Below are 24510 nucleotides of genomic sequence, written 5' to 3' on the forward strand. Positions count from 1 at the left end.
CGAATAAGAATTCATATTCTTATTCGTTTATTTGTAGTCCGCGCTTTGTCCCCCCTTACCCTGTCACCCCTTGCACCCCTGATCCTTTAGCTTGGCGCCATTTCCGACTGGCAAAAGCAGGATGCTTACCCATGCGCTTCAGCGAACTGATGGCTGTGCTCTCCACCCGTGCAATCCGACTTCAGCGTGACGATCAGGACCTCGTCGTCCATGGTGACGACGATGCCCTGGAGGACGCCCTGTGGGATGCATTGGCCGCACACAAGCCGGCGTTGCTGGAGATGCTCGCCCAACAGAACGACGACTGGCTGAGCCCGGCGTTCAAGATCACCCCGCAGATGCTGCCGCTGGTGGACCTCGACCAGCAGGCCATCGACCGCATTGTCGCCAGCATTCCCGGCGGCGCGGCCAACGTGCAGGACATCTATCCCCTGGCCCCGCTGCAGGAGGGCATGCTCTACCACCACCTGTCGGCCGATGCTGGCGACCCCTACCTGTTGCAGGCACAACTGCGCTTTGCCGACCAGGCGCATCTGGAGGCCTTCGCCGGTGCGCTGGACTGGGTGATCCAGCGCCACGACATCCTGCGCACCTCGATGTACTGGGAGCGCCTGGACGAGCCGGTGCAGGTGGTCTGGCGCGAAGCACCGCTGGGGCGCGAAGCGCTGCAACTGCCTGGCCAGGACGAGCCGCTGGCGCAATTACGCAGGTTGCATGACTCCCGCCACTATCGCCTCGACCTGCGCCAGGCGCCGCTGTTGCGCCTGGTGCATGCCCAGGGTACGGGCAAGGAGGTCGCCGCTCTGTTGCTGTTCCACCACACGGTGATGGACCACACCGCACTCGACATCGTGCGCCGCGAGATCGGCGCCTGGCTGGCCGGCAATGCCGAACAGGTCGGGCCGGCGGTGCCGTTTCGCAACCTCCTGGCGCAGGCGCGTCAGGCGCTGGACGTGCCGGCGCATGAAGCGTTCTTCTCCGCGATGCTGGCCGATATCGACGAGCCTACCCTGGCCTTCGGCGTGGCCGAGGTCGAGGACCCGTCGGTGGAAGACGCCCGCCTGACCCTCGAGCGTGGGCTGAGCCTGCGCCTGCGCGCCCAGGCACGCCGTCTGGGCGTGAGCCCTGCAGCCATCACCCACCTGGGCCTGGCCCGTGTCCTGGGGCAATTGTCGGGGCGCGAAGCGGTGGTGTTCGGCACCGTGCTGCTCGGGCGCATGGAAGCCGGCGAGGGCGGCGAACAGGCGCTGGGCATGTTCATCAACACCCTGCCGCTGCGCATCGACGTCGGCGAGCAAGGCGTGCGCCAGGGGCTGCAGGCGACTCACACGCGCTTGACCGGCGTGCTCGGCCATGAACAGGCGCCGCTGGCGCTGGCCCAGCGCTGCAGTGCGGTGGCGGCGCCTGCGCCGCTGTTCAACACCGTCCTCAACTACCGCCATAGCGATGCCGCCGACGCCGCCGAAGTCATTGACATCGCCCCTGGCATCCAGGTGCTGGGCGCCGAAGAACGCACCAACTACCCGCTGACGATCAACATCGACGACCTCGGCGAAGACCTGCGCATCACCGCCCTGGTCGGCGGCGGGCTGGGCGCCCAGCGGATCGCGGGTTACCTGGCGCGGGCACTCGAGCAGATCGTCGAGGCCCTGGACAACGACCCGGATGCTCCGCTGAACAGGATCGATATCTTGCCTGCCGACGAGCGTGAGCAACTGATCCATGGCCAGAACCGTCCCTTGCTCGAGTTCGCCCTGACGCCGCTGGTGCACCAGCGCTTCGAGGCCCACGCCCAGGCGCGCCCGCAGGACACTGCGCTGATCTTCGAGCAGCAGAGCCTGAGCTACGGCGAACTCAACCAGCGGGCCAACCAGCTCGCTCATCGCCTGATCGAACTGGGCATCGGCCCGGATGACCGCGTGGCGATCTGCGTCGAGCGCGGCCTGGGCATGCTGGTCGGCCTACTGGGCGTGCTCAAGGCCGGTGCGGGCTATGTGCCTATCGACCCTGCCTATCCTGCCGAGCGGATTGCCTTCACCTTGAGCGACAGTGCCCCACGGGCCATCCTCACCCAGGCCGACAGCCTGGCGCTGCTGGGCGAGGTGACGGCACCGGTGATCGACCTGGACGACCCGTCGTTGCAGCTACAGCCCACTGGCAATCCGAAGCTCGCCGGACTGCTGCCTTCGCACCTGGCCTATGTGATCTACACCTCCGGCTCCACCGGGCTGCCCAAGGGCGTGATGGTCGAGCATGGCAATGTCTCGCGCCTGTTCTCGGCGACCCACGACTGGTTCGCCTTCAACCGCCAGGACACCTGGGCGCTGTTCCACTCCTTCGCCTTCGACTTCTCGGTGTGGGAAATCTGGGGCGCGCTGGCCTTCGGAGGCCAGTTGCTGATCGTGCCGCAACGCATCAGTCGCTCGCCGGACGAGTGCTATGCCTTGCTTTGCCGCACGGGCGTCAGCGTTCTCAACCAGACGCCCAGTGCCTTCCGCCAACTGATCGCAGCGCAGGAGCGCAGCGAACTGCAACACTCCCTGCGCCAGGTGATCTTTGGCGGTGAGGCGTTGGAGCCCGGGATGCTCAAACCCTGGTACGCGCGCATCGGCAATGCCGGTACGCGTCTGGTGAACATGTACGGTATCACCGAAACCACCGTGCACGTCACCTACCGACCGCTGCAGGCCGCCGACGCGCAACTGGTTGGGGTAAGCCCGATCGGTTCGCGCATTCCCGACCTGCAGCTCTATGTACTCGACGCCCGCCGCCAGCCTGTGCCGACCGGTGTCACCGGTGAGCTGTACGTGGGCGGTGCCGGTGTCGCCCGCGGCTACCTGAACCGCGAAGCGCTCAGTGCCGAGCGCTTCATCGCCGACCCGTTCAACCCTGGCGGGCGTCTGTACAAGACTGGCGACCTGGCGCGCTGGGCCGCCGATGGCAGCCTGGATTACCTGGGCCGCAACGACGATCAGGTGAAGATTCGTGGCTTCCGCATCGAGCTGGGCGAGATCGAAGCACGCCTGGCGGCTTGTGCGGGGGTACGCGAGGCCGTGGTCATGGCACGTCGCGACAGCGCCGGCGAGCAGCGCCTGGTCGCTTACTGGCTGGCCGCCGCAGGCGCCGAGCCCGATGCTGCCGCGCTGCGTGACAGCCTGCTGTGCCACCTGGCCGAGTACATGGTGCCGGCGGCCTTCGTGCGCCTGGAAAGCTTCCCGCTGACCGCCAATGGCAAGCTCGACCGCAAGGCCTTGCCCGAGCCCGATGGCGAGGCCTTCGCCCGTCGCGCCTTCGAAGCGCCGCACGGGGAAGTGGAACAACGCATCGCGGCGATCTGGCAGCAATTGCTGGGCCTGGAGCAGGTGGGCCGGCACGACAACTTCTTCGAGCTGGGCGGCCACTCGCTGTTGGCGGTCAAGCTGGTGGAGCGCATGCGTCAGCAGGAACTGGCGGCCGACGTGCGCGTGCTGTTCGGCCAACCGACGTTGTCGGCGCTGGCGGCTGCGGTGAGCGCCGATCTACCGACGCAGGTGCCGATCAACCGCATTCCGCCGAACTGCCTGCGCATCGAACCGCACATGCTGCCACTGGCCGACCTCAGCCAGGACGAGATCGACACATTGACCGCCGGCATTCCGGGGGGTACGACCAATGTCCAGGACATCTACGGCCTGGCACCGCTGCAGCAGGGCATTCTCTACCACCATCTGGCCAGTTCCGGCGCCGACCCCTACGTGTTGCGGGCACGCTTCGCCTTTGCCGGCGAAGTGGAGCTGCAAGGCTTCGTCAAGGCGCTGGATTTGGTGATCGCCCGTCACGATATCCTGCGCACCAGCCTGCACTGGGAGGGACTGCAGGAAGCGGTGCAGGTGGTGCATCGCCAGGCGCAACTGCGCATCAGCGAGCAGGCCGACCTGCATCGCCTGGACCTGACATGCGCGCCGTTGATGCAACTGGTGCGTCATGCCCAGGGTGAGCGGCTGGAGGCGACCTTGTTGCTGCACCATATCCTGCTCGACCATACCGCCGTCGAACGGCTGGTGGCCGAGGTGGGTGCCGCACTGCGGGGCCAGTCGCTGCACATCGACAGCGTGCCGTACCGCAACTACGTGGCGCGTGCGCGGCTGGATGCCGATCCTGCGGCCGATGAAGCGATGTTCCGCGAGATGCTCGCAGATATCGACGAGCCGACCGAGGTGTTCGGCCTGCGCGATGTGCAGGGCAATGGCGTGGAGGTGATCGACAGCCACCAGGCGCTGGACGCCATGCTGGCCGGGCGCCTGCGGGTGCAGGCCCGCGCGCTGGGGGTGAGCGTCGCCAGCCTGGTGCACCAGGCCTGGGGGCAGGTATTGGCGCAACTGAGCGGGCGCAGCGAGGTGGTGTTCGGCACTGTGCTGCTGGGCCGCCTGCAGGGTGGCGCCGGGGCGGATCGGGCGCTGGGCATGTTCATCAACACCTTGCCGCTGCGGGTCAGTGTCGATGCCGTTGGCGCCGCCGAGGGTGTGCGTCGTACCCATCAGCGTCTGGCACGCCTGCTCGGCCACGAGCAGGCATCGCTGGCGCAGGCCCAGCGTTGCAGCGGTGTTCCGGCGTCCCAGGCGCTGTTCACCAGTTTGCTCAACTTCCGCCACAGCAGCGCCAAAGGCGCAGGGGATGGCCTGGGTTGGTCGGGCATCGAACTGTTGGCTTCGCGTGAACGCAGCAACTACCCGCTGGTGGTCAACGTCGATGATCTGGGGCAGGGCCTGGAACTGACCGTGCAGGCTGTGCCGCAGGTCGATGGCGTTCAGGTGTGCGCCTTGCTGGGCAGCGCCCTGGCGAACCTGGCCGATGCCCTGGAGACGGTTCCGGAAACACCCCTGCATGCGGTGTCCTGCCTGTCGCCCGAGGCGCGCGAGCAGGTGCTGCACGGATTCAACGCCACCGGCCGCGCCTACCCGCGCGAACACGCGGTGCAGAGCTTGTTCGAGGTGCACGCCGCCCAGACCCCGGACGCGGTTGCCGTGGTGCACGGTCAGTGCCAGTGGCGTTACGGCGAGCTCGATCAGCACGCCAACCGGCTCGCTCGTCACCTGCTGGAACTGGGCGTGCGCCCGGGGCACCGTGTGGCGCTGCTGCTGCCGCGCTCCTTCGACCTGCTGGCCAGCCAGTTGGCCGTGATCAAGTGCGGCGCGGTCTATGTGCCACTGGATGCCAATGCACCGGTCGAGCGTCAGGCCTTCATGCTCCAAGACAGCCGTGCCACGCTGCTGCTGACCCAGGCCGATCAGCCGCAGGTCGGCGCAACACGCAGGCTAGAGCTGGATACCTTGGATCTGGCGGCCTATCCCGCCCACGGCCTGGACATTCCCGTGGATGCGCGGGCTGCGGCCTACATCATGTACACCTCCGGCTCGACCGGCCTGCCCAAGGGTGTGTTGGTGGCCCATCGCTCGATCGTGCGGCTGGTCATCAACAACGGCTTCGCCGACCTGCAAGGCGAGGACCGCGTGGCCTTTGCCTCCAACCCCGCGTTCGACGCCAGCACCCTGGAGGTCTGGGCGCCGCTGCTCAACGGCGGGCGCGTGGTGGTGATCGATCAGCATCAGGTGCTGTCGCACGAGGCCCTGGGCCAGGCATTGCTGGAGCATGAAGTCACGGTGCTGTGGCTGACCGCCGGGTTGTTCCACCAGTACGCCGCGCACCTGCTGCCGGTGTTCCGTTCGCTGCGTTACCTGATGGTCGGTGGCGATGTGCTCGACCCCCAGGTGATTGCCCGTGTACTGCGCGAAGGCGCTCCGGCGCACCTGCTCAATGGCTATGGCCCGACCGAAGCCACGACCTTCAGTACCACCCATGAAATCCTCGCAGTGGGCGAGGGGGCGATCCCGATTGGCCGGCCGATTGGCAACAGCCTTTGCTATGTGCTCGATGCCTGGCGCCAGCCGGTGCCGATCGGCGCCGTCGGTGAGCTGTACATCGGCGGGGACGGGGTTGCCCTGGGCTACCTGAATCAGCCGGCCTTGACCGCCGAGCGCTTCTTCGAGGATCCGTTCAGCCAGACGCCGGGCGCACGCCTGTACCGTAGCGGCGACCTGGTCAGTTGGCAGGCTGACGGCACCTTGCGTTACCTGGGGCGCACCGACCAACAGGTCAAGCTGCGCGGCTTCCGTATCGAGCTGGGTGAAATCGAAGCGCGCCTTGCGGCGTGCGCCGGGGTGCAGGAAGCCGTGGTGCTGGTGCGCGAAGAGGGCCCGGGCGACAAGCGCCTGGTGGCCTGGTTCAGCACCGAAGACCGCGTCCCGCCGATCACCGAGCTGCATGCGCAATTGCAAGGCCAGTTACCCGACTACATGCTGCCGTCGGCCTATGTCCATGTCGGCCAGTGGCCGTTGACCGCCAACGGCAAGCTGGATCGCCAGGCGTTGCCGCAACCGGGCCAGGCCGCGGTGGTGAGTCGTGCCTTCGCCGCGCCTGAGGGCGAGGTGGAGATCGCGCTGGCGGCGATCTGGGCCGAAGTGCTCAAGGTCGATCGTGTCGGCCGACACGATCACTTCTTCGAGCTGGGTGGCCATTCGCTGCTGGCGGTCAGCCTGATCGAGCGCATGCGCAAGGCCGGCCTTGCCGCCGATGTGCGCGTGCTGTTCGCCCAGCCGACGCTGGCCGCGCTGGCCGCTGCGGTGGGCAGCGGACGCGAGGTGCGGGTGCCGGACAATCGCGTACCCGCCGGCGCCCAGCAGATCACCCCCGACATGCTCAGCCTGATCGAACTGGACCAGGCCACCATCGAGCGAATCGTCGCCACGGTGCCCGGCGGGGCAGCCAATGTGCAGGAGATCTACCCCCTGGCCCCACTGCAGGAGGGCATCCTGTACCACCACCTGAGTGCCGGACAGGGTGACCCCTACCTGCTGCAGTCGCGCCTGGCCTTCGACACCCTCGAACGCCTGCAGACCTGGGCTGATGCCCTGCAACAGGTCATCGATCGGCACGACATCCTGCGCACCTCGCTGGTCTGGGAAGGCCTGGCACAGCCGGTGCAGGTGGTTTGGCGCCAGGCGAAGCTGGCCGTGATGCCGGTCGAGCTGGAGGGCGAAGGCGAGGTCATCGACCAATTGCAAGCGCGCTTCGACGCCCGCCAGCACCGGCTCGACCTGTCCCAGGCACCCCTGATGCGCCTGGTCTACAGCCAGGATCCGCGCAACGGCCAGGTCGTGGCAATCCTGTTGTTCCACCACCTGGCCCTCGACCACACCGCGATGGACGTGGTCGGCGCCGAAATGCACACCCTGCTGTTCGGCGACGTGGCCAACCTGAGCGCGCCGGTGCCGTACCGCAACTACGTGGCCCAGGCGCGTCTGGGCAGCGATGCGGCGGGCGCCGAGGCGTTCTTCCGCGACATGCTCGGTGATATCGACGAACCGACCCTGCCATTTGCCCAACAGGATGTTCAGGGCGAAGGCCACGGCATCGCCGAGGCGCACCAGGCCCTCGATGGTACGCTGGCCCGACGCCTGCGCGAACAGGCGCGTACCCTGGGCGTAAGCGCCGCGAGCCTGATGCATCTGGCCTGGGCGCGCCTGCTCGGTGTGCTGGCCAACCGCAGCGAGGTGGTGTTCGGCACGGTGCTGATGGGCCGCCTGCAAGGTGGTGAGGGGGCCGACCGGGCACTGGGCGTGTTCATCAACACCTTGCCGCTGCGGGTCGACACCCAGGTGGCGGTGGCCGAAGCAGTGCGTGCTACCCATACCCGGCTGTCGGCACTGCTCGGCCATGAGCACGCGTCGTTGGCCATGGCCCAGCGTTGCAGTGGCGTACCGGCCGGGCAACCGCTGTTCAGCGCCTTGCTCAACTACCGCCACAGCGCTGCAGATGCGCCACGCGATGGCGAGGGTATCTGGCAGGGTGTGCGTCTTCTGGGCGGCGAAGAGCGCAGCAACTACCCGCTGACCTTGAGTGTCGACGACCTGGGCGAGGGGTTCACCCTGAGCGTGCTGGCCGTCGCCGACATCGGCGCTGAACGTGTTGCGCAGTGGATGACCAACAGCATCGCGCAACTGGTCGCGGCCCTGGAACAAGCGCCGGGCACGCGGCTGGATGACCTGTCGGTGCTGGGTGCCGATGAACGTCGCCGCCTGCTGGTCGATTTCAACACCAGTGCCCGTGGCTATCCGCAGGGCCAGACCGTGCATGCGCTGGTCGAAGCCTGCGCGGCCTGCTCACCAGAAGCTCAAGCGGTAGTGCAGGGTGACGAAGTGCTCAGCTATGGCGAACTCAATCGTGCCGCCAACCGCCTGGCCCACCACCTGATCGGCCTGGGCGTGCGGCCCGGTGCCCGGGTTGCGTTGTGCCTGCCGCGCACGCCGCAGCGCCTGGTGGCATTGCTGGCGGTGCTCAAGGCGGGCGCCGCCTACGTGCCGGTCGACCCCGGTTACCCGGCCGAGCGTATTGCCTATCTGCTCGAGGACAGCGCCCCGGCACTGGTGCTTGCCGACACGCGCCAGCACAGCCTGGCGCAGCACATCGCACGCCTGGACCTGGACCGCGGCGACTGGCAGTCCGCTGCCGAGCATGATCCGCAGGTGCCGGGCCTGGAGGCCGATGCGCTTGCCTATGTGGTCTACACCTCCGGTTCCACCGGCCAGCCCAAGGGCGTGATGGTCGAGCACCGTACCCTGGCCAACCTGGTGCACTGGCACTGCGAGGCCTTTGCCCTGCGCGCCGGTAGCCACACCTCCAGCGTGGCCGGCTTCGGTTTCGACGCCATGGCCTGGGAAGTCTGGCCGGCCCTGTGCGCAGGCGCCGTGGTGCACCTGCCGCCTGCTACGCTTGCCAACGAACAGGTCGATGCCTTGCTCGACTGGTGGCTGGAGCAGCCGCTGCAGGTCAGCTTCCTGCCAACCCCGGTAGCCGAGCAGGCCCTGCGCCGCGAGCGTCAGCACGCCAGCCTGCGTACGTTGCTGATCGGTGGTGACCGCCTGCGTCAGTTCGAGCGTGATCCGGGCTTTGCCGTGATCAATAACTACGGCCCGACCGAAACCACCGTGGTTGCCACCTCGGGGCAGGTGCAGGTCGGTGGTGCGCTGCACATCGGCACCGCCATCGCCAATACCCAGATCTATGTGCTCGACGAGCGCCGCCAGCCGGTGCCGGTAGGCGCGGCGGGCGAGCTGTACATCGGTGGCGACGGGGTTGCCCGCGGCTACCTGAACCGGCCCGAACTGACCGAGCAGCGTTTCGTCGCCGATCCGTTCAGCGCGCGAGCTGATGCGCGGATGTACCGCAGTGGCGACCTGGTGCGCTGGAACGCCGACGGCACGCTCGACTACCTCGGACGTAACGACGACCAGGTAAAGATCCGTGGTGTGCGCGTAGAACTTGGCGAGATCGAAGCGGCCGTGGCCGCCCAGCCTGGCGTGCGTGACGCGGTGGTACTGGTACGCGGCGAGCGCTTACTGGCCTGGTACACCGAGTACGCACCGGTCGAGGGCTTGCGCCAGGCCTTGCAGGCCAGTCTGCCGGGCCATCTGGTGCCGTTGGCGTTCATCCGCCTGCAGGCCTTGCCGTTGACCAGCCACGGCAAGCTCGACCGCAGGGCGCTGCCAGATCCGGATCCGGCCGATCTGCCGGTGGCGGCCTATGTAGCCCCGCAGGACGAGACCGAGCAGGTCATGGCGCAGGTCTGGGCCGAGCTGCTGGGCCTGGAGCGGGTAGGGCGGCATGACAACTTCTTTGAACTGGGTGGGCATTCGCTGCTCGCTGTCAGCCTGATCGAGCGCCTGCGCCAGCTGGGCCTGGAGGCTGATGTGCGCTTGCTGTTCAGCCAGCCGAGCGTGGCGACGCTGACCGCAGCGCTTGGCCAGGGCCGCCAGGTACAGGTGCCGGCCAACCGCATTGCCCCCGGCTGCACCCGTATCACACCCGACATGCTCAGCCTGATCGAACTGGACCAGGCCGCCATCGACCGTGTGGTGGCGAGCGTGCCCGGCGGTGCGGCCAATGTGCAGGACATCTACCCACTCGCACCGCTGCAGGAGGGCATTCTCTACCATCATCTGAGCGCTGCCGGTGCCGACCCGTACCTGCTGCAATCGCAGCTGGTATTCGACAGCCCGGCGCGGCTGCAGGCGTTTGCCGGCGCGCTGCAAAGCGTCATTGCCCGTCACGATATCCTGCGCACCGCCGTGCTGTGGGAAGGGCTGGCGCAGCCGTTGCAGGTGGTCTGGCGCCAGGCCGAACTGCCGATGATCGACACCGCCTGCGAGTCTGCGCAGCGTTTCGACACCCTGGCGCTGAACCAGGCGCCGCTGGTGCGCCTGCTCTATCGCCGTGCAGGGGAGCGCATCGAGGCGACCTTGCAGTTCCATCACCTGGTGCTCGACCACACGGCGCTTGAGGTGGTGCGCGCAGAGATGCTCGGTTACCTGCACGGGCTGCCCGCGCCGAGCGAGCCGGCCGTGCCGTACCGCAACTACGTGGCCCAGGCGCGCCTCGGCGTCAGCGAGGCCGAGCACGAGGCGTTCTTCCGTGAACAACTGGCCGATATCGACGAGCCGACCCTGCCGTTCGGCCTGCGTGACATCCAGGGCGACGTGCACAACATCGAGCAGGCCCAGGTGCACCTGGACCCGCAGCTGAACCAACGCCTGCGCAGCCAGGCACGCCAGCTCGGCGTGAGTACTGCCAGCCTGCTGCACCTGGCCTGGGCGCGCCTGCTGGGCAGCGCCAGTGGTCGCGACAACGTGGTGTTCGGCACGGTGCTGCTGGGGCGCATGCAAGGTGGCGCGGGCAGCGGGCATGGCCTGGGCATGTTCATCAACACCTTGCCACTGCGCGTTGACCTGGCGGGGCACGGTGTCCGTGAAGGTGTGCGAGCCACCCACGCACGGCTGAGCGCGCTGCTGACCCATGAGCATGCAGCGCTGGCCCTGGCCCAGCGTTGCAGCGGCGTGGTCGCACCGATGCCGTTGTTCAGCGCCATGCTCAACTACCGGCACAGCGCCGGCGCTGAGGAGGCCGAAATCCAGCGTCAGGCCTGGCAGGGTATCGAGACACTGGCCAGCGAGGAGCGCACCAACTACCCCTTGAGCCTGAACGTGGATGACCTGGGCGATGGCCTGCGCCTGACCGTGCAGGTACTGCCTGCGGTAGGTGCCGAGCGGGTCTGCGGGCAACTGCAGCAGGTGCTGGCGGGCCTGGTGGATGCCCTCGAGCGTCAGCCCGACCTGCCGCTGAACCAGCTGCCGGTGCTGGAGCACGAGGAACGCCAGCGCCTGCTGCTCGGCTTCAACGCGACGGCCGTGGACTACGACCTCACGCAGACCGTGCACGGCCTGTTCGAGGCCCAGGTCGAGCGCACGCCTGAGCGCATCGCGCTGATCGCTGAGCAAAGCCAACTGAGCTACCGCGCGCTGAACGCGGAGGCCAACCGCCTGGCCCATCACCTGATTGCACTCGGGGTGAAGCCGGATGATCGCGTGGCGATCTGCGTCGAGCGCGGTCTGTCGATGGTCATTGGCTTGTTGGCGATCCTCAAGGCGGGCGGTGCCTATGTGCCGGTCGATCCGGATTATCCGGCCGACCGCATCCGCCATATGCTCACCGACAGCGCGCCGGTGGCGGTGTTGGGGCATGCGGCTACCCGCGGGGTGCTGGCAGCGTTCGAGGTGCCGCAGGTCGATCTGGACCTGCCCGTGTGGCATGCGCTTTCCAGCGACAACCCAGAGGTTGTGGGCCTCACCCCACAACACCTGGCCTACGTGATCTATACCTCTGGCTCCACCGGCCTGCCCAAGGGCGTGATGAACGAGCACGCCGGGGTGGTCAATCGCCTGCTCTGGACCCAGGACGCCTATGGCCTGGGCGCTGACGACGTAGTACTGCAGAAAACCCCGTTCAGCTTCGACGTCTCGGTGTGGGAGTTCTTCTGGCCGCTGCAGACCGGTGCACAACTGATCATGGCGTGCCCAGGTGGCCATCGCGATCCGCAGTACCTGGCTGACGTCATCGCCGAGCGTGGTATCACGACCCTGCACTTCGTGCCGTCCATGCTCGATGTCTTCCTGGCCCACGGCGACCTGCAGGCCGCACGCCTCAAGCGCGTGCTGTGCAGTGGTGAAGCACTGCCCGGCAGCCTGGTACGGCGTTTCAAGGCGCAGTTGCCGAGCGTCGAGTTGCACAACTTGTACGGCCCGACCGAAGCTGCAGTTGACGTCAGTGCCTGGCACTGCGCCGAGCCACTGGAGCAGACCCCAGATAACACCCCGATCGGCAAACCGATCGCCAACACCACGCTTTACGTGCTCGACGCGCAGGGCCAGCAAGTGCCGCAGGGCGTTGCCGGTGAGCTATATATCGGCGGCGTACAGGTTGCCCGTGGTTATCTGAACCGCGAGAAACTGAGTGCCGAGCGCTTCATCGAAGACCCGTTCAGCACCCGCCCCGGCGCACGCCTGTACCGCACCGGAGACCTGGCCCGGCATCTGGCCGACGGCACCCTGGAGTACCTGGGGCGCAACGACGACCAGGTGAAGATCCGCGGCCTGCGCATCGAACTGGGCGAGATCCAGGCCTGCCTGACTCGCATTGCGGGGATCAAGGAGGCGGTGGTGCTGGCCGTGGATCAGCGCCTGGTCGCTTATTACACCGGCGCCATGCAGCCCGTCGAGGGCCTGCGCCAGCAGCTGTCGGCGCAACTGCCGGAATTCATGGTCCCGGCGCTGTTCATGCACCTGGACGCCTTGCCACTGAGCCCCAACGGCAAGCTTGACCGCAAGGCGCTGCCGGCCGCCACCGTGGCCGACGCGCGTCCCTATGAGGCCCCCCAAGGCGACACCGAGCAGTTGCTGGCTGCGCTCTGGTGCGAGCTGCTGGGTGTGGAGCGGGTAGGGCGGCACGACAACTTCTTCGAACTGGGTGGCCACTCGCTGCTGGCGGTGACCCTGACCGCCCGCCTGCGCCAGGAGGGTCTGGAGGCCGATGTGCGCGCGCTGTTCGAACAACCGACCTTGGCGGGCTATGCCGCCATCACAGACAGAATGGAGATCGTCCTGTGAGCATCAACGACCTACTGGCGACATTGTCAGCCAACGATATCCAGCTGGCGCTCAAGGATGACCAGCTGGTGGTCCAGGGCAACCGCCAGGCGCTGACCGATGCGAGCCTGGTGGCGCGCCTGCGCGAGCACAAGCCGGCGCTGATCGCACTGCTCGAGCGCGGTGAGTACGTGGCCAGGGCCGGCAATGCCGGCGCCCCGGACAACGCCATCCCGGCCGACTGCACACGGATCACCCCGGCGCTGCTCAACCTGGTCGAGCTCGACCAGTGCGCCATCGATGCGCTCGCCGCGCAGATTCCCGGCGGCCACGCCAATGTGCAGGACATCTACCCGCTGGCGCCCTTGCAGCAGGGCATTCTCTATCATCACGCCAGCGCAGAGGGCAGCGACCCCTACGTGATGCAGTCGCAATTCGCCTTTGCCAGCCAGGCGCACCTGCAGGCGTTCGTCCAAGCGCTGCAGGCGGTGATCGACCGCCACGATATCCTGCGCACTTCGGTGCATTGGCAGGGACTGGAGGCGCCGGTGCAGGTGGTCTGGCGCGAGGCCCGGCTGCAGGTGTGCCGCGGCAGGCCAATGGACGAGCGTATCGATCTCGACCAGGCACCACTGATCCGCCTGCATTGCGCGCCTGCGGCCAGCGACGGTCGCGTGCAAGCCACGCTGCGGTTCCACCATATCGCCATGGACCACAGCGCCCTCGAGGTGGTGCGTCACGAAATGCAGGCCGTGTTGCGCGGTGACGGCCACCTGTTGGGCGCGGCAGTACCGTTTCGCAATTACGTCGGCCAGGCCTTGCTGGGCGTCAGCCAGGCACAGCACGAGGCGTTTTTCCGCGAGCAACTGGGCGATATCGTCGAGCCGACGCTGGCCTACGGCCTGCAGGACGTGCAGGGGGACGGTAGTGCACCGCACGAAGAGAGCCTGACGCTGGCGCCGGCCCTGTGCGATGGCCTGCGCAGCCAGGCGCGGGCGCTGGGCGTGAGCCTGGCGAGCCTGTTCCACCTGGCCTGGGCACGGGTTCTTGGAGGGCTGACCGGGCGTGAGCAGGTGGTGTTCGGCACCGTTTTGATGGGCCGCCTGATGGGTGCGGAGGCCAACGACCGTGCACTGGGGATTTTCATCAATACCTTGCCGCTGCGGGTGGATCTGGCCGATCTGGACCTGGTCACGGCGATCAAGGCCACTCACCAGCGCCTGACCACGCTGATGCGTCACGAGCACGCCCCGCTGGCCTTGGCCCAGCGTTGCAGCGGTGTGGCCGCGCCCACGCCACTGTTCAACGCCTTGCTCAACTATCGGCACAGTGCGCCGGTTGCCGATGGCCAGGCCCGCGCGGCGTGGGATGGCATCGAAGTACTGGCAAGCGAAGAGCGCACCAACTATCCGCTGACCTTGAGTGTCGACGACCTGGGCGACGCTCTGCGCCTGACCTTGCTGGCGACTGCCGAAGTGCCGAAGCAGCGGGTCTGCGCCTATCTTGAGAAAACCCTCGAAAGCCTGGTAAAGGCCCTGGCGCAGACGCCAGCGCTGGGTGTCGATCGGCTCGACATGCTGCCTGCCGCCGAGCGCGAGCGAGTGCTCGAGACCTTCAACGATCGCCCAGGTGACACCGAAACCATGCTCACGGTGCACCAGCGTATCCAGCTCCAGGCCCGCGCGCAGCCCGAAGCCGTGGCCGCCACCTGCGCAGGCAGCGCGCTGAGCTACGGTGAGCTGGAGCAACGTGCCAACGCCCTGGCCCAGCGCCTGGTCATGCTGGGCGTGCAGCCTGAAGACCGCGTGGCGATTCTGGCCCGTCGTGGTCTGGACACCTTGATCGGCCTGGTGGCCATCCTCAAGGCCGGCGCGGGTTACGTGCCGATCGATCCGGCGCATCCCGATGAACGCATCGCCTACCTGCTCGATGACAGTGCCCCGGCCGCGCTGCTCACTCAGCACGACCTGCGCGCACGTCTGGGCGAGTGTTCGGTGCCGGTGGTCGAGCTCGACCGGGCAGACTGGCCGTCGAGCGAGCACGCCCCGCAGGTCGATGGCCTGGCTGTCGGCAACCTGGCCTACGTGATCTACACCTCCGGCTCCACCGGCCTGCCCAAGGGCGTGATGGTCGAACACCGCACCCTCAACAACCTGATCGACTGGCATTGCCGCGCCTTCGACCTGTGCCAGGGGCGCCACACTTCGAGCCTCGCCGGATTCGGCTTCGACGCCATGGCCTGGGAAGTCTGGCCGGCCCTGTGCGCCGGGGCCACCCTGCATATCGCGCCGCCCAGCGAACAGGGCGAGGATATCGACGCCTTGCTCGCCTGGTGGCGCGGCTGCCCGCTGGATGTCAGTTTCCTGCCGACACCCGTGGCCGAATACGCCTTCAGCCACCAGATCGATCACCCGACCTTGCGCACCCTGCTGATCGGCGGTGACCGCCTGCGGCAATTCACCCGTCACCCCGGTTTTGCCGTGATCAACAACTACGGCCCCACCGAAACCACGGTGGTCGCAAGCTCCGGGGCGATGACCCCTGGCGGTGTGCTGCATATTGGCGCGCCGGTCGACAACGCCCGGCTCTACGTGCTCGATGCGCACCGCCAGCCCGTGGCACAGGGCGTAGCCGGCGAGCTGTACATTGGCGGCGCCGGGCTTGCCCGTGGCTACCTGAACCGTGCACAGATGACTGCCGAGCGTTTCCTCGACGATCCGTTCAGCGCGCAACCGGGCGCGCGCATGTACCGAACGGGTGACCTGGTGCGCTGGCTGGATGACGGCACCCTCGACTACCTCGGGCGCAACGACGACCAGGTGAAGATCCGTGGCGTGCGCATCGAGCTTGGCGAGATCGAAAGCCGCCTGGCAGCGCTGCCAGGCATCAACGAAGCCGTGGTACTGGCCCGCGAGGACCAGCCGGGGCAGGCGCGCCTGGTGGCCTACTTCACCGGCCAGGACAGCGTCGAGGTGGCCGCGCCTGCGCAACTGCGTGCACAGCTGCAGGCGCACTTGCCCGATTACATGGTGCCGGTCGCCTTCGTGCGGCTCGAGTCGCTGCCGCTGACGGCCAACGGCAAGCTTGATCGCCGCGCGCTGCCGGCCCCCACCCGCGCCGACCTGTTCGAGCGTCGCTTCGAGGCGCCCCAGGGCGAGCTGGAGCAGACCCTGGCGCAGATCTGGCAAGGGTTGCTGCAGGTCGAGCGGGTCGGTCGACAGGATCACTTCTTCGAGTCGGGCGGTCACTCGCTGCTGGCCATGCGCCTGGTCGCGCAGGTTCGTCAGCGACTCGGCGTGGAGCTCACGCTGGGGACACTGTTCGCCCAGGCCGAGCTGGCGGCGATGGCCGAGGTGGTGGCGGGGGCTGCGCGCAGCGAGCTGCCGCCGGTGCTGGCAGTGGCACGCGATCAGCCGCTGCCGTTGTCGTTCGCCCAGCAGCGTCTGTGGTTCCTGGCACAGATGAACGGTGCCAGCCAGGCCTACAACATTCCCCTGGCGCTGGAGCTGCGCGGCGAACTGGACGCCGACGCCTTGGCGCAGGCCCTGGTGGCACTGGTCGAGCGTCACGAGGCGCTGCGCAGCGAGTTCTTCGAGGTCGATGGCGAGCCGCAGGTGCGGTTGTCGAGGCAGCGCTTGGTGTTGCTGCGCGAGCAGGTGGCCAGAGCCGATGAGCCGCGCCTGGACGAGGTGATCCGCGCAGAAGCTGCGCGGCCGTTCGCGCTGGGCGTGGCATTGCCGTTGCGGGCTCGCCTGCTGCAGGTCGCGCCACAGCACCATGTGCTGCTGCTGACGCTGCACCATATCGTCGCCGATGGCTGGTCGATGGGCGTGCTGACCCGTGAGCTGAGCGCGCTGTACCAGGCCTTGCGCGAGGGCCGCGAGGCGCTCCTTGCGCCGTTGCCGATCCAGTATGGCGATTACGCGGTGTGGCAGCGCCGTTGGCTGCAGGGCGAGGCACTGCAGCGCCAGGGCGAGTTCTGGCGCAACAACCTGGCCGGTGCGCCAGCGCTGCTGAGCCTGCCGACCGACCGGCCGCGTCCAGTGCGCCAGGATTACACGGGTGACAGCGTGCGTATCCGCCTGGACGCGCGCCTCGCAGACGATCTCAAGACCCTGTGCAAGCGTCACCAGGTCACGCCGTTCATGCTGTTCATGGGCGCCTGGTCGGTGCTGCTGGCACGTTTGTCGGGGCAGGACGAGGTGGTGATCGGTACGCCGGTGGCCGGGCGTCGACAGGCAGAGGTCGAAGGGCTGATCGGATTGTTCGTCAACTCCCTGGCCATCCGCCTGGACCTGGCGGACGCGCCGGATGTCGGCACCTTGCTGGCGCGGGTCAAGACCCAGGTACTGGCCGCGCAGGAGCATCAGGACCTGCCGTTCGAGCAGGTGGTGGACCTGATCAGGCCAGCGCGCAGCCTGGCCCACACGCCGCTGTACCAGGTGTCGCTGGAGTGGGAGGGCGTCCATGATTTCGCCACTGGGCTGGACGGCCTGAGCCTGCGCAACCTCGGCCAAGGGCAGGGCTTTGCCAAGTTCGACCTGAGCCTGAGCCTGGGCGAGACCGCAGAAGGCTTTGGCGGCGCGCTGAACTATGCCACCGCCTTGTTCGAGCGGGCCACGGTGGAGCGCTACTGCGGGTATCTGGAGCAACTGCTGTGGGCCATGGCCGGCAGCGACGGTGCAGTGCTGGCAAGCATTGCCCTGCCGGATGCGCTGGAGCGTCGCCGACTGTTGGTCGACTACAACGACACTGCCGTGGACTATGACCTGGAGCAGACCGTTCACGGGATGATCGAGGCTCAGGTTGAACGCACGCCCGAGCGCATCGCCCTGCGTGCCGAAACCGGGCAGATGACTTACCGCGCACTGAACGCCGAGGCCAACCGCCTGGCCCATCACCTGATTGCACTCGGGGTGAAGCCGGATGACCGTGTGGCGATCTGCGTCGAGCGCGGTCTGTCGATGGTCATTGGCTTGTTGGCGATCCTCAAGGCGGGCGGTGCCTATGTGCCGGTCGATCCGGATTATCCGGCCGACCGCATCCGCCATATGCTCACCGACAGCGCGCCGGTGGCGGTGTTGGGGCATGCGGCTACCCGCGGGGTGCTGGCAGCGTTCGAGGTGCCGCAGGTCGATCTGGACCTGCCCGTGTGGCATGCGCTTTCCAGCGACAACCCAGAGGTTGTGGGCCTCACCCCACAACACCTGGCCTACGTGATCTATACCTCTGGCTCCACCGGCCTGCCCAAGGGCGTGATGAACGAGCACGCCGGGGTGGTCAATCGCCTGCTCTGGACCCAGGATGCCTATGGCCTGGGCGCTGACGACGTAGTACTGCAGAAAACCCCGTTCAGCTTCGACGTGTCGGTGTGGGAGTTCTTCTGGCCGCTGCAGACCGGTGTACAGCTGGTCATGGCACGCCCGGGCGGGCACCGTGACCCTGGCTACCTGCGCCAGGTGATGGCTGCCGAGTCGGTCACGACCCTGCACTTCGTCCCTTCGATGCTCGACGTGTTCCTCGCCTATGGCGATGCCGAACCTGCAGCGCTGCGTCGGGTGCTGTGCAGCGGCGAAGCGTTGCCCGGCAGCCTGGTACGGCGCTTCAAGGCGCAGTTGCCAAGTGTCGAGTTGCACAACCTGTACGGCCCGACCGAAGCTGCAGTTGACGTCAGTGCCTGGCACTGTGCCGAACCACTGGAGCAGACGCCGGACAACACCCCGATCGGCAAGCCGATCGCCAACACCACGCTGTATGTGCTCGACGCCCAGGGTCAGCCAGTGCCGCAGGGCGTTGCCGGCGAGCTGTACATCGGCGGCGTACAGGTCGCCCGCGGCTACCTGAATCGCGAGCAACTGAGCGCCGAGCGCTTCATCGAAGACCCGTTCAGCACCCGCCCCGGCGCACGTCTGTATCGCACTGGAGACCTGGCTCGGCACCTGGCCGACGGCACCCTGGAATACCTGGGGCGTAACGACGACCAGGTGAAGATCCGCGGCCTGCGCATCGAACTGGGCGAGATCCAGGCCTGCCTGACCCGCATCGCAGGCATCAAGGAAGCCGCTGTATTGGCTCTGGACTTGCCGCCAGCCGGCAAGCGCCTGATGGCGTACTACACCGGGGGCGTGCACACGGCAGATGCCTTGAGGGGGCAGTTGCAGGTTCAACTACCCGAATTCATGGTGCCAGCACAGTTCGTGCACCTGCCGGCCCTGCCGCTGAGCCCCAACGGCAAGCTCGACCGCAAGGCACTGCCTGTTCCCGCCGTCGAGGCCTTGCAACGCCAGGCCTACCAGGCCCCCGAAGGTGATACCGAGCGCCTGCTCGCCGAGTTGTGGGGCGAGTTGCTGGGCGTGGAGCGGGTGGGGCGACACGACAACTTCTTCGAATTGGGAGGCCATTCGCTGCTGGCCGTGACCCTGGTCGCTCGCCTGCGCACCCGGGGGTTGGCCTTGGATATCCAGGCGCTGTTCACCGAGCCGGACCTGGCGGCCCTTGCCGCGACGGTCGAGACCCTCGACCAGGTGCAGGTGCCTGCCAACCGCATCGCCGCCGATTGCCCGCGCATTACGCCTGAGCTGCTGCCGCTGGTGGCGCTGACGCAAGAGGCGATCGAGCGCATCGTCGGCCAGGTGGATGGCGGTACCGCCAATGTCCAGGACATCTATCCGCTCGGGCCGCTGCAGGCGGGCATGCTCTATCACCACCTGGCCGGAGAAGGTGAGGCGGCCTATGTGCTGGAGGTGCGTTTCCTGCTCGCCGACCGGGGGCGTTTGCAGGCTCTGCACCGCGCCTTGGACCAGGTGATTGCGCGTAACGATATCCTGCGCAGTGCCTTCCACTGGGATGGGCTGGCCGAACCTGTGCAGGTGGTCTGGCGCCATGCACCGCTGGATGTGGTGCAGGAGGACGATGCCATCGAGCCGCGCCGCTTCGACCTGGCCCGCGCACCGTTGCTGCGCCTGGTACACCGTACTGACCCGAGTACCGGACGAATCAGCGCTACGCTGCTGTTCCACCATCTGGTCATGGATCACGTCGCCCTCGAGGTGTTGCGCAGCGAGCTGCAAGCCTGTCTGCTCGAACAGGCCCATGCGCTGCCAGCGGCGGTGCCTTACCGCAACTACATCGCCCAACTGCAGCGTGGGGCGGGCGAGGCGGCCCATGAAGCCTTCTTCCGCGAGCAACTGGCCGATATCGACGAACCCACCCTGCCTTACGGCGGCTATGCAACGCCACACCAGGATGCCCAGGCGCAGCACCATCAGCGTCTGGACCATGCGCTGAACCTGCGCATCCGCGAACAGGCCCGTCGCCATAACGTCAGTGCTGCCAGCCTGATGCACCTGGCCTGGGCCCAGGTACTCGGACAACTGAGCGGGCGCGACAGCGTGGTGTTCGGCACCGTGCTGCTCGGTCGGCTGCAGGGCGGCGAGGGCGCAGAGCGGGCCTTGGGGGTCTACATCAATACCTTGCCGCTGCGCCTGGACCTTGTCGGACAGCCCGTGCTCGCGGCGTTGCAGCAAGCCCACCAACGCCTGACCGGCCTGCTGGCCCATGAGCAGGCACGCCTTGCGCTGGCCCAGCGCTGCAGTGGCTTGCCTACGGGGGCTGCGTTGTTCAGTGCGTTGCTCAACTATCGCCATGGCACGCTGGCCGGGCAGGGCGAGGCTGCGCGCAAGGCGTGGGACGGTATCGAGTTGGTCGAGGCGCACGAGCGCAGCAACTACCCGTTGGCGTTGAGCGTCGATGACCTGGGCCAGGCGTTCGAGCTGACCGCGCAAACCGAGCAGGGCATCGATGCCCGGCGGATCTGCGGTTACGTGGAGCACGCCCTGCATCTGCTGTTGCAGGCACTTGAGACGGGCGCCTGCGAAGGGCTCGAGCGCCTGAGCGTGGTGCCGATGGCCGAGGCCCGGCAGTTGCGCGAGGCCTTCAACGCCACCACGCGTGACTACCCGCGCGACCTGCCGGTGCATCGCCTGTTCGAACAACAGGTGGCGCGGCATCCATTGTCCATCGCCGCCCGTGACGGGGCGCACAGCCTGACCTACGGCGAGCTCAACGAGCAGGCCAACCGCCTGGCCCACCACCTGATCGAGCAAGGCGTGGCACCGGGCGACCATGTGGCGATTCTGCTGCCACGTTCGTTGGCACTGCTCCAGGCCCAGCTGGCCGTCGCCAAGTGCGGTGCGGCCTACGTGCCGCTGGACATCCATGCGCCGGCCGAGCGACAGGGCTTCATGGTGCAGGACTGCCAGGCCGTAGCGCTGATCTGCGACAGCTCGGCGACCCTGAGCTACCACGCGCGCCGCATCGACCTCGATCGCCTGGATCTGAACCGTCAGCCCGGTCACAACCCGGGGCTGGCCCAGGGTGGGGATACGGTCGCCTACGTCATGTACACCTCAGGTTCCACCGGTACGCCCAAGGGCGTGCGTGTGCCCCATCGTGGCATCGCCCGCCTGTTGCTCAACGATGGCTACGCCGACTTCAGCGCCCAGGACCGCATCGCTTTCGCCTCCAACCCTGCGTTTGATGCCAGCACCATGGATGTCTGGGGGGCGTTGCTCAACGGTGGCCAGGTGTTGGTCATCGATCACGACACCTTGCTCGATCCCGTGCGACTGGGCGCGACCCTGCGTGAAGGAGGCGCCACGGTGCTGTTCGTCACCACGGCGTTGTTCAACCAGTATGTGCAGATGATTCCTGACGTGCTGGCAGGGTTGCGCGTGCTGCTGTGCGGTGGCGAACGGGCGGATCCGGCAGCGTTTCGCAGCTTGCTGGCGCAGGCACCGGGCCTGCGCCTGGTGCATTGCTACGGGCCGACGGAAACCACCACCTATGCCACCGCCGGGCAGGTTCGCCACGTGCCGGCGGACGCCGAACTGGTGCCGATCGGAGGGCCGGTCGGCAGTACCCAGGTGCATGTGCTGGACGCGCACCTGCGTCCGGTGCCGCTTGGGGCTGTAGGTGAGTTGTACATCGGTGGCGATGGAGTGGCGCTGGGCTACCTAAACCGTCCGGAACTCACCGCCGAGCGCTTTGTCGACGACCCGTTCAGCGCGCAGCCGGGCGCACGCCTGTACCGCACCGGCGATCTGGGCCGCTGGCGCGACGACGGCCAGCTGGAGTGCCTGGGGCGCAACGACGACCAGGTGAAGATCCGCGGTTTCCGTATCGAACTGGGCGATGTCGAGCAGCACCTGGCGCTGTGTCCGGGCATCGGCGACGTGGTAGTCATGGCCCTGACCCTGACGCAGGGACCGGCTCAGCTGGTCGCCTGGTTCACCCGCACAGACCCGACTCTCGATGCCGCCGCTGTGCGGGGTTGGCTGCAGGGACGCCTGCCGGCGTACATGGTGCCGTCGGCCTGCGTCGTGCTCGATGCGCTGCCGCTGACCAACAACGGCAAGATCGACCGCAAGGCGCTGCCGCGTCCAGCGATGCAGGACCTTGCCGAGAGCCGTTACGAGGCCCCGGCCACCGCGCTGGAGCAACAGCTCGCGACGCTCTGGGCGCAGGTGCTGGAGGTCGGGCAGGTGGGGCGCCATGACAGCTTCTTTGCTCTGGGCGGTCATTCGCTGCTGGCGATCCGGCTGGTGGGCCTGTTGCGCGAACAGGGGCTGCAGGTATCGCTTGCCGAGCTGTTCCAGCATGCCAGCGTGGCGGCGTTGGCCGGGCATCTGCAGGCGGCAACGCCGGAGACGGACCTGGTGTGCGTGCGCGCTGAGGGCGACGAACCGGCGCTGTTCCTGATCCACGAGTTCAGCGGCATGGACTTCTACTTCCCGGTACTGGGCCAGCAACTGGACGGTGATTTCCCGATCTACGGCGTGCCGGGCCTTGCCTTGGGCGAGGCGCAGCCGGACACCCTGGAGGCCCTGGCCCGCGCACAACTGGAGCGTATCCGCAGGGTCCAGCCACACGGGCCATACCGGCTTGCCGGCTGGTCGTTCGGCGGCGTGCTGGCCTATGAAATCGCCGCGCAACTGCTGGGGGCGGACGAGCAGGTCGAGTTCCTGGGCTTGATCGACACCTGGCAGCCGCGCCTGGTCGACCAGGGTAAGGCACGCTGGCAGGGTGCGCGCCTGCTGCAACAGCAACTGCTGCTGCACTGCGCCGGGCACTGGCAAGGGCTCGGCGCAAACGGCGCGGCGCAACTGGCCAGGGTCAATGCCCTGGAGGCTGGGCAAGCCGACTTCGCCACCTTGCTGGCGGCCTGTCGTGAGCAGGGGTTGCTGTATCCGCAACTGGCCGCCGCAAGCGATGACGCACTGAAATTGTTCTTCGAGCGCGAGATCGCCCACGGCCATGCCATGGCCCACTACCGCCCGGAACCGCTGGGCATTGCCATCCACCTGCTGCGTGCCGAGCAGGGTGGGCCGCGTCACGCCGAGCAGCCGAACCTTGGCTGGGAGCGCACTGTGCCGGCTGGCCAGTTGCAGTGCATCGCGGTGCCCGGCGATCACCTGAGCATGATGCAGGCGCCTCACGTGCAGGGCCTGGGACGTGCGCTCGGTGCAGCGCTGCGGGCCGCCCGTGCGGGCATCGGCGAGAAACCGGTGGTGGCTTATCAGCCGCTGGTGGCGATCCAGAGCGGGCAGGTCGGCCATGCGCCGCTGTTCTGTGTGCCGGGGGCCGGCGACAGTGTGACCAGCTTCATCGGCCTGGCCGAGGCGCTGGGGGCCAACTGGCCGGTGTACGGCCTGCAATCGCGTGGCCTTGATGGCACCGCCACACCCCACAGCAGCATCGAAGCTGCGGCGGCCTGCCATATCCAGGCCATCGAAGCCCTGTACCCGCAGGGGCCGTTGAACCTGGTCGGGCATTCCTTCGGTGGCTGGGTGGCGCATGCCATGGCGGCGCGGTTGCAGGCACAGGGGCGCGAGGTGCGCTCACTGACCTTGATCGACAGCGAGTCACCGGGTGGCAACAGCGTCTGCGGTCGGCCCTACACCGCAGGTGCAGCGCTGAATCGGCTGATCGAATCGTTGCAGCTGGCCAGTGGGCGCTCGCTGGACATCGACGGCCAGGCCTTTGCCGCGCTGGACGACGAGCAGCAGCTCGAGCGCTTGCACCAGGCCATGGTTCGCGTCGGGCTGATGCCCGCGCGTTCTTCCGCCAGGGCGCTGCATGGGATCGCCCGGACCTTCTCCAGCGCGCTGCGTACGCCGTACCCGGCGCAGGCCGATTACAGCGGCCCGGCAAGCCTGGTGCTGGTGGCCGACGCGACCCTGGATGCGGCCGGCAACCAGCGCGAACAGTCGGCGATGCTTGCCGGTTGGCAGCGTCTGCTGCCGCAACTGGCGGTGTGGTACGGCCCTGGCAACCACTTCAGCATCCTCAAGGCACCGGATGTGTTCAGCCTTGCGGCCTGGTGGCATGACGGGCAGGCGCTGCAGCGGGTAACTCATTGATTGTGGGAGCGGGCTGGTCCCGCGATTGCAGCACCGCGGTATCTGGCACCGGCTTGACCGGTGATTGCGAGGCCAGC

General features: G+C 67.5%; 2 protein-coding genes. Both read left to right on the forward strand.

Going from position 1 to position 24510, the window contains the following annotated elements:
- Nucleotides 1-131: 131 nt before the first annotated feature.
- On the forward strand, nucleotides 132-13034 hold the full coding sequence (locus tag HU748_RS03970) for a non-ribosomal peptide synthetase (protein WP_186719290.1): 12903 nt from the start codon (nucleotides 132-134) through the stop codon (nucleotides 13032-13034).
- Nucleotides 13031-24433, forward strand: a complete 11403-nt coding sequence (locus HU748_RS03975) for a non-ribosomal peptide synthetase (protein ID WP_186719292.1) — start codon at nucleotides 13031-13033, stop codon at nucleotides 24431-24433. The genes HU748_RS03970 and HU748_RS03975 overlap by 4 nt, the downstream gene beginning before the upstream one ends.
- Nucleotides 24434-24510: the final 77 nt, after the last annotated feature.

Source organism: Pseudomonas sp. RW3S2 (assembly GCF_014268955.1).
GTDB lineage: Bacteria > Pseudomonadota > Gammaproteobacteria > Pseudomonadales > Pseudomonadaceae > Aquipseudomonas > Aquipseudomonas wayambapalatensis.